General features: G+C 56.4%; 10 protein-coding genes. 4 read left to right on the forward strand and 6 right to left on the reverse strand.

Annotated elements, in window-relative coordinates; genetic code table 11:
• Positions 1 to 23 precede the first annotated feature (23 nt).
• From fhuB to hrpB, 6 genes are all read right to left on the reverse strand, one after another.
• Positions 24 to 2057, reverse strand: coding sequence for a Fe(3+)-hydroxamate ABC transporter permease FhuB (gene fhuB / locus J4614_RS06640; protein WP_208293152.1), 2034 nt, complete (start codon positions 2055 to 2057; stop codon positions 24 to 26).
• Positions 2058 to 2071: 14 nt separating this feature from the next.
• Complete coding sequence (gene fhuD / locus J4614_RS06645; RefSeq protein WP_001205358.1) at positions 2072 to 2962, reverse strand: Fe(3+)-hydroxamate ABC transporter substrate-binding protein FhuD; 891 nt, start codon at positions 2960 to 2962, stop codon at positions 2072 to 2074.
• Positions 2962 to 3759 (reverse strand): Fe3+-hydroxamate ABC transporter ATP-binding protein FhuC, encoded by a 798-nt coding sequence (fhuC, locus tag J4614_RS06650; protein WP_001157204.1) that lies wholly within the window; start codon positions 3757 to 3759, stop codon positions 2962 to 2964. Before fhuC ends, fhuD begins: the two co-directional genes overlap by 1 nt.
• Positions 3760 to 3807: 48 nt before the next feature.
• Positions 3808 to 5997 carry a ferrichrome porin FhuA gene (fhuA, locus tag J4614_RS06655; protein ID WP_000113229.1) on the reverse strand — a complete coding sequence of 730 codons (2190 nt, stop codon included), beginning with the start codon at positions 5995 to 5997 and terminating at the stop codon, positions 3808 to 3810.
• A gap of 291 nt (positions 5998 to 6288) precedes the next feature.
• Positions 6289 to 8808 (reverse strand): bifunctional glycosyl transferase/transpeptidase, encoded by a 2520-nt coding sequence (mrcB, locus tag J4614_RS06660; protein ID WP_000918126.1) that lies wholly within the window; start codon positions 8806 to 8808, stop codon positions 6289 to 6291.
• A 140-nt stretch (positions 8809 to 8948) separates the two neighbouring features.
• Positions 8949 to 11378 carry an ATP-dependent helicase HrpB gene (gene hrpB, locus J4614_RS06665; RefSeq protein WP_208293153.1) on the reverse strand — a complete coding sequence of 810 codons (2430 nt, stop codon included), beginning with the start codon at positions 11376 to 11378 and terminating at the stop codon, positions 8949 to 8951.
• Between the two features lie 72 nt (positions 11379 to 11450).
• Between hrpB and thpR the strand changes: the two genes are divergently transcribed.
• The 4 genes from thpR to gluQRS all read left to right on the forward strand — a co-directional run bounded on the left by thpR (position 11451) and on the right by gluQRS (position 14299).
• Positions 11451 to 11981 carry an RNA 2',3'-cyclic phosphodiesterase gene (gene thpR, locus J4614_RS06670; protein WP_001294186.1) on the forward strand — a complete coding sequence of 177 codons (531 nt, stop codon included), beginning with the start codon at positions 11451 to 11453 and terminating at the stop codon, positions 11979 to 11981.
• Between the two features lie 16 nt (positions 11982 to 11997).
• The gene (sfsA, locus tag J4614_RS06675; RefSeq protein WP_183052995.1) at positions 11998 to 12702 is read left to right on the forward strand and encodes a DNA/RNA nuclease SfsA; all 705 of its coding nucleotides are present in this window, start codon (positions 11998 to 12000) and stop codon (positions 12700 to 12702) included.
• Between the two features lie 176 nt (positions 12703 to 12878).
• Positions 12879 to 13334, forward strand: a complete 456-nt coding sequence (gene dksA / locus J4614_RS06680; protein ID WP_001155232.1) for an RNA polymerase-binding protein DksA — start codon at positions 12879 to 12881, stop codon at positions 13332 to 13334.
• A 68-nt stretch (positions 13335 to 13402) separates the two neighbouring features.
• Entirely contained in the window at positions 13403 to 14299 is an 897-nt protein-coding gene (gene gluQRS / locus J4614_RS06685) for a tRNA glutamyl-Q(34) synthetase GluQRS (RefSeq protein ID WP_208293100.1), read from the forward strand.
• The last annotated feature ends 87 nt before the right edge of the window (positions 14300 to 14386 follow it).

Genomic DNA, 14386 nt, shown 5'->3' on the forward strand with positions numbered 1-14386 from the left:
ATTTATGCCGCCATCCGGCAAACTCAGCGGCTCTGTTTACGTAGCAAATAGATAAAGTACGGCGCGCCAATAAAGCTTGAAAGCAGTCCCGCCGGGATCTGATACGGAAATAGCGCCATCCTGCCGCACCAGTCGGCAAAGACCAGTAAAACGCCCCCTGCCAGCGCCGAGATGACCATATGCGGCATCGTCCGGCGAAAACCGAGCATCCGCGCAATATGCGGCGCCATCAGTCCAACGAAACTCAGCGGCCCAATGGTCATCGTCGCAGTTGCCGTCAAACAAGCCGCCAGCGCCAGCAGCGCGATACGCGACGGCGTAAGCGCCATGCCCACCGCGCGCGCGGCATCGCCGCCCAGTGGCAAAATCGTTAACCAGCGGCGACACAATGGCACAATTGCCAGCAAAATTACCATCACGATCGCGGTTCGCGTAACCTGCCCGCCAGTGGCGTTATAGGTAGATCCTGCGATCCAGGTCAACACTTCCGCCATCCGCGGGTCGCCGCTCGCCTGGAGCATCATTAGCAGCATGGTAAACGCGGTGCTGAGCGCCATCCCCGCCAGCAACATCCGTTGTGGCGAGAAACCGCCGCGTCCGGCGGCTAACATAATAATCAGCAGTGTCGCCGCCGCGCCCAGGCTTCCGGCGGGCAGTAGCCAACCGAAGGCATTCCCCGGCACCAAAAACAGCATCAACACCACGCCAAACGCGGCTCCGGAACTGATCCCCAGCACTTCCGGACTGGCCATTGGATTACCGGTCAGACGCTGAATAATGCAGCCCGCCACCGCCAGCATAACGCCCGCCATTAACGCCGCCAGTATCCGCGGCCAGCGCCACGGCATCAGTTCTTCAAGCAGCGTTCCGCTCGCCCACGTCCAGCCGTGCGCATCGCGACCAAAAGAGAGCGCGCCCCATGTTGCCAGCAGCAGGAGCACGCCACCGGCAACGGCAAAAGCGAGGACATGCCGACGTTCCGCCGCCACACGATCGCTGGCGTTCATATCCGGCGCGCTCATGCTTTTAAGCCGCGGCAGCAGCCACAGGAGCAGCGGCGCGCCGATTAACGCCGTCACTGAACCGGTGGAGACCTCCATCCATACGCGGGTGAGCCAAAGGATAATCTGATCGGATAGCCACAAAATAAGCGCCCCAATGAGCGGCGCCAGCATCAGGCGCGCCAGCAGACGTCTTGCGCCAAGCATTTTCGCCAGCAGCGGCGCAAACAGGCCGATAAAACCGATAATGCCCACCGCGTTGACTAGCAGCGCGCTCAACACAATCGCCAGCGACAGCGCCGCCAGACGCGCTAACGACAGCGCCAGACCCAGATTACGCGCAACGCCGTCATCCAGCCCCATCAGCGTCATAGGACGTAGCAACAATAATGTGAGCATCACACCGCCCAGCAACTGCGGCCACAGACGCTGCACGCCGCTCCAGTCGGTTTGCGTCAGCGTTCCGGTGCTCCATAAAAACATGCTTTGCAACTGATCGTGGTGGAAAATCACCAGTAACTGGTTGATGGCGCCACAATAGAGGCTAACCACCAGCCCGGCGAGGATCAGGGTCACTGGCGACAGACGTTTGCCCCACGCCACGCCGAACACCAGCGCGCCGACGATACAGGCTCCCGTCAGGGCGGCAAACTGCGTCGCCAGCGCGCCGGGAATCGCCCATAGCGTAGTCACCGTGATCCCCAATTGCGCGCCGGTCGCCACGCCCAGCGTGGTCGGTTCCGCCAGCGGGTTACGCAATACTTGCTGGAACAGGACGCCTACCAGCCCAAGCCCCGCGCCCACCAGCAGCGAAATCGCCAGTCTTGGCAGCAGGCTGTAATGAAAAATCATCTGCTCAATGATGTCGATATCCGGTGACCAGATAGCCTGTTGCCACTGACTGCGCGGTAGCGCAACGGAGAAGTTACCCCATGTCAGCCAGCAGGCGGCAACAAACAGCGCCAATAACAGCAACGCCGGATGGCGGCTTCGCCTTATCCGGCCTACAAAGCACCCGAACCGTAGGTCGGATAAGGCGAAGCCGCCATCCGGCATTTCACGTTTTCTGCTCACGCTTTGCCTCCCAACACGTTATCCAGGATGCGGACAAAATGCATCGTGGAGAGGGTCGCGCCATAGAACCAAACGGCGGGCACCCGGTGAAAGCGCCCGGCGCGGACAAACGGCATGGCCTGCCACAGCGGCGTTGCCATCAGCGCGTTCATATCGGTGCTATTCCCGTGATCGAAGCAGATCACATCCGCTTCTTTATACATCGCCAGCCGATCGATGCTGACCGCCGTACTGCCCCAAAAGTTGGTTTCACCCTGCCAGGCATTGACAATGCCATACTCGTCCAGCACCTCCTGGAACAGGCAATTCGGGCCGAGCACCAGCATATGCCGTGGATCGATAAGCGTCGTCATCAGTAACGGACGCCCCCCGCGGCGGATAAAATGCGGCTTCTGGCTGGCGATGAAGCGATCGTATTGCGCCAGATGTTTTTCTGCCGCAGCTTCCAGATTCAGCGTCTGCGCCAGTTCAACCAGCGAGCGTCGGGCCACCGCCAGCGGCTTTTTGCCGTCGCTAAAATCGAACCCGCGCCCCGGCGCGATCCGCGCCAATTTTTCCGGCGAGGGTCCGTAACCTGCCGACCAGACCATAAACGACGGCTTCATCTCTGTCAGCAGTTCGAGATTGGGTTCAGTACGAAGACCCACATCAATCACCGAATCCGGCAACGGCGGTTCGCTAACCCACAGCTTATAATTTGGCACGTCCGCCACGCCATAAGGCGTAATACCGAGCGCCAGCAGCAGCTCAACCGGCAGCCACTCCAGCGCCACAATCCGGCGGGGATCGATAGCGGCAGCCTGCGCCGTATTCATTTGCCACAGCAGCGGCGAGAGCGCCATCGCCGTTAATAAACGGCGGCGAGTAAGAGGATATAAATCACGCATTAATACACAAAACTCACAGGTGCCGCGCCCGCTGGATGCGGAAGGATACCCATCGGGATACCGTAAATCTGCTCCAGCGTGTCACTGCGCATCAGTTCCGCAGGCGTTCCTTGCGCAATCATTTCACCGCCGCGTAGCGCGACTAAATAATCACAGTAGCGGGCCGCCATGTTGATATCGTGCAGCACCGCAACCACCGTCAGCCCGCGCTGCTGGCTTAAACGATGCACCAGCGCCAGCACGTCAACCTGATGGGCGATATCCAGCGCTGACGTCGGCTCATCCAGCAGCAGACAACGGCTGTCCTGCGCGACCAGCATGGCAATCCACGCGCGCTGGCGCTCGCCGCCGGAAAGACTGTCTACCAGACGATGCGCCAGCGGTTTTAAGCCGACCAGCGTAATCGCCTCGTCTACTTTTTCCCGGTCCGCGACGCCAAAGCGCCCCAGCGCGCCGTGCCACGGATAGCGGCCAATCGCTACCAGTTCGCGCACCGTCATTCCTTCCGCCTGTGGCAATTGTTGAGGCAGATAGGCAACTTTGCGGGCAAACGCCTTGCTGCTCCAGCTCGCCAGCGGCTGATTGTCGAGCAGAATATCCCCTTCGGAAGGCGGCTGATGGCGGCCCAGCATTTTTAACAGCGTGGATTTACCGGAACCATTATGGCCGATAAGTCCGGTGACGCGACCTGCGGGAAACGTTAACGAGAGAGGGTGTAAAAGCGTGCGGCCCGGCACACGAAAGGCGACGCTTCGCAGCGCAAAGGTGGTATCGGAATGAATGTGGTTTTCCTGCATCGCAGCCAACTTGTAAAACGGGCACGGCAAGCCGTGCCCAAAAAGAAATTAGAAACGGAAGGTTGCCGTTGCAACGACCTGACGTTCTGCGCCCCAGAAACAGCCGTAGGTCTGGAAGCAGCTGGCGACGTATTCGCGGTCGAGCAGATTATTAACGTTAACCGCAATGCTGGAGCCCGCCATACCAAAACGCGCCAGATCGTACTTGACGACCGCATCCATCACCGCTGCGCTGCCTACCTTGAAGCTATTGGCCGGATCGCCGTAACTGGAACCAATAAAACGACCGCCTGTTCCCAGCGTTAAACCTGACAACGGACCGTCGTTGAAGGTGTAATCGCCCCACAACGACGCCATGTGTTCAGGCACCTGCTCTGGCGTATTCCCTTTCAGATTAGTGTCTTTCGTGTATTCAGCATCAGTATAAGTGTAAGACGCCGTCATATTGATGTTAGCCGTCAATGCTGCTTTGGCTTCCAGCTCTACACCTCGCGCACGAATTTCGCCTGCCGGCACCTGCGCTAATGGGTTGGTTGGATCGGCGGTCAGGTTATTGGTTTTGGTCAGCTGATAAACGGCACCCGTAACAACAACCGGCATGTCTTTCGGTACATATTTCACCCCTGCTTCATATTGCTCGCCTTTTGACGGCTTGTAAGAAACGCGTGGGGTGCTCCACAAATCGAAGGCGCTTGGCTCGAAAGATTGGCTATAGCTGAAGTAAGGTGAAATTCCATTATCGAATACGTAGTTTACGCCACCGCGCCAGGTGAACTGGTGGTCATTACGTTCAATATATCCTTCTGTCGGCGTAGTGGAATTCTGACGCACCGTTGTCGCTTGTTTAGACCAGTCATAGCGGCCGCCGAGAGTAAATACCCACTTATTCCATTCCGCCTGATCCTGAACATAGAGGCCTGTTTGTTTACTTTCGTTCATCTGGTACGGCTCAGCGCCGCCGAAAGCAAAGTATTCAGGATGGTAATTGTTATAGAGATCGATTGACGGCGCGCTACCAAACGTCGCGTTAATATCATTACGCATACGCATGAAATCGACACCCGTCAGCAACGTATGATCAATATCGCCGGTCGCGAATTTACTTTCCAGTTGTGTATCTACGCTGAAATTCTGTAAACGCTCGTTGTCAACGATAGTACCGCGGTTAAGCGTATGGCCGTCCGCCGCAATCCCCGTGCCATAGACGCTTTTTTGCGCGGTTTTCATTTCGACAAAACGTAAATTCTGGCGCACGGTAAAGGTGTCGTTGAAGCCATGCTCGAAACTGTATCCCACCATTTTCTCGTTACGAGAATAGGTGTTGTTTGACGCCCCTTCGTTGAAATCCGTTGGCAGACGTTTACCATTCGGTAACGGTTCAACCGTTCCCTCTTTCGGCAGCCAGCCGTAGTAGCCAGTCTCTGGTTCGTTCTGGAAATAAGAAAGGAACGTAAAATTCGTTTTCTCATCAGGACGCCAGGTAAAAGAGGGCGCAATCGCATAGCGCTGCGACTCAGAGCTCTTTTGCTGTTCGTTTGTCGAACGCGCCAGTCCCGTCAGACGATATGAGAACTCACCGTTGTCATCCAGGGAATCACTAAAATCAAAACCGGTCTGGAACAAATTGTCCGTCCCCATTTTGAATTGAATTTCTTTCAGCGGCTCAGTAGTCGGCCGCTTGCTAACCATCGAAATGATACCGCCCGGGTTGCTCTTACCGTAGAGAACGGACGTTGGGCCACGCATCAACTCAACACGCTCAAGCATGTAGGGATCAATAACCGCATCGTTGTAGAAGTTCCCCTGCAATTTCAGGCCATCCAGATAATTATTCTGGCTCAGGCCGACGGAAGAAAAGCCACGGATAATCACGAAGTCATAGGTATTGGAAGCGCCGCGGCTGCTTACCGTTACACCCGGCGTGTAACCCAACGCTTCTTTTACTGACTGGAATTGATGCATCTGCATCTCTTCGTTAGTGACCACCGAAACCGACTGTGGCGTTTTTTCGATAGGTGTATCAGTTTTGGTGGTGGTGGCGGAACGCTTCGCGGCGATGGTCGGAGCCGGTCCCCAGGCACTTTCCTGCGCGACAGGCGCTGCGGTTACGGTAATGGTTTCTTCTTTCGGTTGAACCGCCGCCTGTGCATAGACAGACATGCCGCTAACCGCTGTGGCTACTACAACTGCGATTTTACGCAGTGAGGAGTTTGGCTGAGCAGTTTTAAGACGCGCCATTGGTATATCTCTGATGAAAGTGAATGATAACGTAAACGATAATTATTATTATAACCGCAGCATGATAGGCGAAATATCGTCGCAATGGCAAGCGATACGCGGCCCTACGAAAACTAAGGGGTTAAGAAACAACCAGATGAAAAGGAAGGGTTAATAAATTAGACTGAAATGTTATTTATGGAGGGTTTGCCGGATGGCGACGTAAGCGCCTTATTCGGCCTACGTCGCGCGTAATGGGGCGTAACGGTGTAGACCGGGTAAGCACAGCGCCACCCGGCACTATTACCGTGATTAATTGCCGCCGAACATCTCCTTAATCCAGCCGGCAACGCCGTCGCTCTTCTCTTCTTTCGGCGGCTGTTGCTGCGCAGGCTGTTGCGGCTGAGACGACTGATCGAACGGATTGCCTGACGGCTGCTGTTGCTGCATCATCTCGCCCTGCTGGCACAGCGTATTTGGATCGTCCGTCCAGACCGGCAGAGTGCGCATACCGCCGCTACAGACAAAATTACCGTCGTAATCAACGCCCATATCCACCACATCTTCCGGCGGCGTCAGAACTAAAGGCGTCGGCGTCTGGTTCGCCAGATAGCGCTGGTAAATCGCCATCGCGCCGCTGGCACCGTACAGTTTCGTCGGCTGGTTGTTATCACGGCCTACCCAGGTGATAGTCACCTGGCTGCCGTCGATACCGGCAAACCAGGTATCGACATTGTTGTTTGTCGTCCCGGTTTTACCCGCCAGATGCAGACCCGGATATTTCGCGCCAAGCTGACGCCCCGTACCACGCTGGACGACCTGCTGCATTGTCCATAGCGTCAGGTAAGCCGCCTGTGCCGGTACGGCGCGTTCAGCTTGCGGATAACTTTGGTACAGCACCTTACCATCTTCCGCAATAACCGAACGCAGCGCTGATAACGGCGCGCGATTTCCGCCGCTGGCGATAGTCTGGAACGCTTGCGCCACTTCGATCGGCGTCAGGTTCAGCGCCCCTAACAGCATCGCCGGAACCGGATTGAGCTGATCTTTCGGCACGCCGAGCTTCGTCCAGGTATCGGTTACCGCCGGTAAACCTAACGCCATCCCCAGATTGACCGTCGGTACGTTCATTGAGCGAGTTAACGCATCCACCAGCATCACTTTCCCGCTTTCGCTGTAGCGACGATCGTCGTTCTGCGGCGACCAGACCTGACCATTCGGCTGGCGCAGAGAAATCGGCGCATCGGCAATCCAGGTGTTCAGACGGTATAAGTTCGGCTGACTTAACGCGGTCAGATAGGTCGCCGGTTTCGCCAGCGACCCGATGGAACGGCGCGCCTGCATGGCACGGTTATAGCCGGCATACTGCGGCTCCGCCCCGCCAACCATCGCGCGCACCTCGCCGCTAAAGCGATCCACCACCACCATCGCGGTTTCCAGATCGCTCAATTTACGCTGCTTCTTCAACGCCGGAATGCCTTCGACAACGGCTTTTTCTGCGGCATCCTGCGCCACGGAGTCAAAGGTGGTGAAGATCTTCACGCCGGAGAGATCTTTAATTTTATCCCCTAGCTTCGCCTGCAGTTCCTGACGAACCATCTGCATAAACGCTGGCTGCGGTGAAATAACGCCGCCGCGCGGCTGTACGCCAAGCGGACGCGCGCTCAGCATGTCATAGAGTTCCTGATCGATGATTTTCTGCTGCTGTAACAGGCGTAGCACCAGGTTACGACGCTCCAGCGCCAGTTTCGGGTTGCGCCACGGGTTATAAATCGACGCCCCTTTTACCATCCCAACCAGTAACGCCTGCTGATCGAGGCTCAGCTCCTCTACCGGACGACCAAAGTAATACAGGCTCGCCAGAGGAAAACCGCGAATTTCATTATCCCCGCTTTGACCGAGGTAGACCTCGTTCATGTACAGCTCAAGAATACGATCTTTACTGTAACGGGCATCCATGATCAGCGCCATGTAGGCTTCATTCGCTTTACGCCAGTATGATCTTTCGCTGGAGAGGAACAGGTTCTTCACCAGCTGCTGGGTCAGCGTACTTGCCCCCTGCACCGTACGTCCCGCCGTCAGGTTGGCCAGTACCGCACGCCCGATAGAGTAAAGACTAATGCCATCATGCTCATAGAAATGACGGTCTTCCGTCGCCAACAGCGTATCGACCAGCAGATCCGGGAAACCGCTGCGCGGGACGAATAAACGCTGCTCGCCATTTGGCGAAGAAAGCATGGTGATAAGCCGCGGATCGAGGCGGAAGAAGCCAAACTGGCGGTTGTTATCCAGATTGACGATAGTTTCCAGACGCCCGTCACTGAACGTCAGCCGCGCGCGCACCTGCCCTTCTTTGCTGTCCGGGAAGTCAAACGGACGACGGATCATCTCAATGCTATTGGCCTGCACGGTAAATTCGCCGGGACGGGTCATCTTCGTCACCAGACGATACTGCGTCGCTTCCAGCAATTTCACCATCTCGTTTTTGCTGACAGGCATGTCTGGCTCAAGGTTCACCATCCGGCCATATACCGCCGCCGGAAGCTGCCAGACCTTGCCATCGATACGGCTGCGGATTTTTTGATCCAGATAGACGCCGTAAATGGCGAACAGCACCACAAAAACGATAAACAGTTTTAGCAATAGCCACAGCCAGCCGCGCTTGCCACGAGGCTTACGCCCTTTGCCCTTACCTTTACGCGGCATCGGTTCTTCATCCTCATAGTCATCATCATAATCGTCGTCATGCTGCCGACGACGGCTCACCTTTTGTTTCACAGGACGTGACGGTTTCCCCTTACGTCCAATCGGCTCGCGGTCATTCCCCGCCATGCTTTTTCTCCGCAACATACAGGCGCAAAGGCCCGATTCTCTATTCTTCCGCCAGACGACAGAAGAAGAAATCTCTCAATTTACCCTTTTGCCGGATGGCGATTAACGCCTTATCCGGCCTGGAGGCAACGTATAACACGTCACGAATACTTCTTCGTGCGCCGCGTTGGGGCCGTATTCGCCGGATCGTCCGGCCAGACATGTTTGGGGTAACGGCCCTTCATCTCTTTTTGCACTTCGCGATACGCCCCCTGCCAGAAAGCGCTTAAATCGCGCGTAATCTGTAGCGGTCGCTGCGCTGGCGAAAGCAGTTCCAGCACCAGCGGCACGCGGCCCTGAGCGATGGTTGGGGTCTTCGCTTCGCCAAACATTTCCTGCATTCTGACCGCCAGTGCGGGCGGGTTATCTTCATGATAACGAATCGTTATTCGGCTTCCCGTCGGCACAGTGTAATGCCCAGGCAGTTCACTATCCAGACGTTGCAGCATGGCATAGTCAAGCAGTCCCCGTAACGCCTGAGTCACATTCAGAGATTTCAGACTCCGTAACGACTGTACGCCTGTCATGTGCGGCAGCAACCAGTTTTCCAGAGTCGCCAGCAGCGACGCCTCATCCACGGCAGGCCAGTCATATTCCGGCAGCCATTTCGCCGCACAGTGCAGACGCAGACGGAACTGCTCCGCTTCCGGCGTCCAGTTAAGGACGGCCAGACCTTTATCGCGGATGCCGTTCAGCATCGCCTGATGAAGCTCCTCTTCAGACGGTTTCGCCAGTGGCTGAACGTTAACCGTCAACTGTCCAATACGCATTCTGCGCCACGCTTTCAACGTTCCCTGCGCTTCGTCCCATTCAACCGTGTCAGACTGGCGCAGTAAATCAGGACACGCCTGAATCAGCGAGGCAATATCCAGCGGCTGCGCCAACAATATTCGGGCGTCCGGCGAGGCGCTACCTTGCAGTAACAGCGGCGCGATCAGCCATTCATGACGTCCCAACGCGTCATCCGCATCTAACATCGCACCCATACCATTGGCTAACTGATAGCGCCCTTCCTGACCACGACGTCGCGCGATGCGGTCGCTAAACGCTCTGGCCAACAGCGGCATAATAAGCGCGCTATCCGGCTCGCCATTACGCACCTGCAGCCGTTTTAAAAGCTGCTGGCTACGCTGCTGCCAGCCCGGCTGCCGCCGCGAAAATAGCACGCTTAAATCCGTACCGCCGCCGCGCGGCGGGTCCTCAAGGATGGCCGCGAGCATGGCGGCGGTGGCGGCGCTATCGCCCTCGTCGGCGTTGACTAACATCGCCGCCAGGCGCGGATCGTTACCCATTGCCGCCATTTTCCGGCCCCGCGCGCTTAATCGCTCGCCCTCCAGCGCGCCTAACATCAATAATAAACGGCGGGCGGCCTGAAGATTCACCTCCGGCGGCCTGTCCAGCCAGAAAAGCGATGCCGGATCGTGACATCCCCACTGCAACACTTCCATCAACAAACCGGAGAGGTCGCTGTGTAAGATTTCCGGATCGCTTTGCGCCGCCGCCCGCTCCGCCTGTTCTTTTGCCAGCAGATGTAAACAGATTCCCGGCGCCAGTCGTCCGGCGCGCCCCGCGCGCTGCGTCATTGACGCCTGACTGATACGCTGCGTAACCAGCCGCGTCAGTCCCGTTCGCGCATCGAATCGCGCCACGCGCTCCTGAGCGCTATCGACGACCAGACGAATCCCTTCAATCGTCAAACTGGTTTCGGCAATGTTAGTCGCCAACACCACTTTACGCATCCCGGCGGGTGCGGGAACAATCGCTTTGCGTTGCGCCTCCAGAGACAATGCGCCATACAGCGGACAAAGCAGGACATCACTCCCTACCCGCGACGCCAGATGTTCATGAACGCGCTGTATTTCGCCTACGCCGGGTAAAAATAGCAGCAGCGAACCGTTTTCATTGCGCAGCAGTTCCGCTGTCGCCATCGCGACGGCTTCATCAAAACGCAAATGCGCCGCAAGCGGTTGATAACGTCGCTCCACCGAGAACGCGCGCCCCTCCGAGACGATCGTCGGCGCATCAGGCAGTCGCTGACAGAGCCTGTCGTTATCCAGCGTCGCTGACATGATTAACAGCCTGAGATCGTCACGAAGCCCTTGCTGGATATCCAGCAACAGCGCCAACGCTAAATCCGCCTGTAAACTGCGCTCATGAAACTCATCCAGTATCACCAGCCCCACGCCGCGTAATTCGGGATCGCGCTGAATCATTCTGGTCAATACGCCTTCTGTCACCACTTCCAGCCGGGTACGCGGCCCCACGCAGCTTTGCGCGCGCATCCGGTAACCTACCGTTTCGCCAGGCTTTTCATTCAACGCTTCCGCCAGACGCTGCGCGACATTACGCGCCGCCAGACGACGCGGTTCAAGCAGGAGGATTTTTCCAGCAACCGGACCTTGTTGCAGGAGTTGCAACGGCAGCCAGGTGGATTTCCCCGCCCCGGTAGGCGCGGACAACAAAACCTGCGGCGCGGTTTTTAGGGCTGTCAACAATTCAGGCAATACGGCGGCAACGGGCAATGACGTCACAAACGGCTCCACGGGGTTAACTTTCTTTGCGCCGCATTGTAGCATCGTGTTAATCCATAACCGAGTATCCCTATGTCTGAGCCAAAACGGCTGTTTTTTGCGATTGACTTACCCGACGACGCGCGCACGCAAATTATCGCCTGGCGCGCCGCTCATTTTGCGTCTGAAGACGGACGCCCCGTCGCAGCGGCGAACCTACACCTGACGCTGGCCTTTTTAGGCGACGTCAGTAACGATAAGCAGCGCGCGCTTGCGCAACTGGCCGGACGAATTCGCCAGCCGGGCTTTACGCTACATCTGGATGACGCCGGTCAGTGGCTGCGTTCGCGCGTGGTGTGGCTGGGGATGCGCCAGCCGCCGCGCGGGTTGTTGCAGTTGGCTAATATGCTGCGCGCGCAGGCCGCCCGCAGCGGTTGTTACCAAAGCCCGCAGCCTTTTCACCCGCATATTACGCTGCTGCGCGACGCCAGCCATACGGTGGCTATCCCGCCGCCGGGCTTTTGCTGGTCATTTCCGGTTACGTCATTTGCGCTTTACGCCTCTTCGTATGGGCAAGGCCGTACCCGCTATGCCGAGCTGCAGCGCTGGACGCTGGGCGAATAATAATGAAGGAATGTCGATGCTATTCTCCCCCCCTTTACAACGCGCTACGCTGATTCAGCGCTATAAACGTTTTTTAGCCGATGTGATCACCCCTGACGGTACGACGCTTACGCTGCACTGTCCTAATACCGGCGCGATGACCGGCTGCGCCACGCCTGGCGATACCGTCTGGTATTCGACATCAGAAAATACTAAACGCAAATATCCGCATACCTGGGAATTGACTGAAACGCAATCCGGCGCATTCATTTGCGTGAATACGCTGCGGGCGAACCAGCTAACGAAAGAAGCGATTCAGGAGAATCGCCTGTCGGCGCTGGCGGGGTACAATATTCTGAAAAGTGAAGTCAAATATGGCGCCGAGCGCAGCCGTATAGATTTTATGTTACAGGCAGATTTCCGCCCGGACTGCTATATTGAAGTGAAATCGGTCACGTTAGCGGAAAAAGAAAACGGTTATTTTCCCGACGCCATCACCGAACGAGGGCAAAAACATCTTCGGGAGTTGATGGGCGTTGCGGCGGCAGGTCATCGCGCGGTGGTGGTGTTCGCGGTGCTGCACTCCGCCATTACACGTTTTTCACCCGCACGTCATATCGATATAAAATACGCGCAGCTATTGAGCGAGGCTCAGAATAAAGGCGTGGAAGTTTTAGCTTATAAAGCAGAACTTTCAGCCCAAAAAATGGAACTGAACGAACCAGTACCCATAACGTTGTAGTGGAATAACAGCCTGATTATTAAGTATTCTGGCCGCGTGCGTAAATACGCTTTTCCTCACAGGGTTGTCAAGTGTTACGTTTAGATAATTGCTATCCGGAAAAGCATCTGCTATTTATAGCGACCTGATTTTCCCCCGAACATGGGGATCGATAGTGCGTGTTAAGGAGAAGCAACATGCAAGAAGGGCAAAACCGTAAAACATCGTCCCTGAGTATTCTCGCCATCGCTGGGGTGGAGCCGTACCAGGAGAAACCGGGCGAAGAGTATATGAACGAAGCCCAGCTATCGCACTTCAAGCGTATTCTTGAAGCATGGCGTAATCAACTCCGGGATGAAGTCGATCGCACTGTGACGCACATGCAGGACGAAGCCGCCAACTTCCCCGATCCGGTCGATCGCGCCGCGCAGGAAGAGGAGTTTAGCCTGGAGTTACGTAATCGTGACCGTGAGCGCAAACTGATCAAAAAGATCGAGAAGACGCTGAAGAAAGTGGAAGATGAAGACTTCGGTTATTGCGAGTCCTGCGGGGTGGAGATTGGTATCCGCCGCCTGGAAGCGCGTCCAACAGCCGATCTGTGCATCGACTGCAAAACGCTGGCTGAAATTCGCGAAAAACAGATGGCGGGTTAATCCCGTTCGTTTCTACCCTATTTATGACAGGCGGGAGTTTTCCCGCCTTATTCTTTATTGCCCGCAGCATGACTGACTCACACTATATTGGCCGTTTCGCGCCGTCGCCATCCGGCGAACTACATTTCGGCTCGTTAATCGCCGCCCTCGGCAGCTATCTACAAGCCCGTGCGCAACGCGGAATTTGGCGCGTTCGCATAGAGGATATCGACCCCCCACGTGAAGTTCCCGGTGCCGCAGCGACCATTCTGCGCCAGCTGGAACATTACGGCCTGCACTGGGATGGCGAGGTATTATGGCAATCACAGCGTCATGAGGCTTATCGCGAGGCGCTGGCCTGGCTTCACAAGCAGGGGCTGAGCTACTACTGCACTTGCCCCCGCTCTCGCATTCAACGTCTGGGCGGTATTTACGACGGCCATTGCCGGACGTTATACCACGGGCCGGAGAATGCCGCCGTCAGAATTAAACAGCAGCATCCGGTGATGCGTTTCCATGATGCCTTGCGCGGCGACATCCAGGCTGACCCACAGCTGGCGAGCGAAGATTTTATTATCCACCGCCGCGACGGACTGTTTGCTTATAATCTGGCCGTGGTGGTCGACGATCATTTTCAGGGGGTGACGGAGATCGTCCGCGGCGCAGATTTAATCGAACCCACTGTCCGACAACTTTCGCTGTATAAACAGTTTGGCTGGCGTGCGCCAGGTTACGTGCACCTTCCGCTGGCGCTCAACGAACAAGGCGCTAAACTTTCCAAGCAAAATCATGCCCCTGCGATTGCGACAGGCGATCCGCGCCCGGTACTGGTCCAGGCATTGCGCTTTTTAGGCCAACGCGCCGTCGTAGCGTGGCAGGAGATGTCTGTTGAGGAGTTGCTACGCTTTGCGGTGGAGCACTGGAGGCTTGCAGCCGTACCCACATCGGCTAATGTAAATCCGGCATTCTCAAATGCGTCTCGCTGAGCTATGATTAGCCGCTATTTTTGCTCATCGTCTTTCGCATTGCTGCGGCGTTAATGATGCTTACAGCCCAGGTCGCGTTGTTCTCTT

Source organism: Salmonella sp. 32031103-2018-00083-FB-01-SM-01 (genome assembly GCF_017571995.1).
GTDB lineage: Bacteria > Pseudomonadota > Gammaproteobacteria > Enterobacterales > Enterobacteriaceae > Salmonella > Salmonella enterica.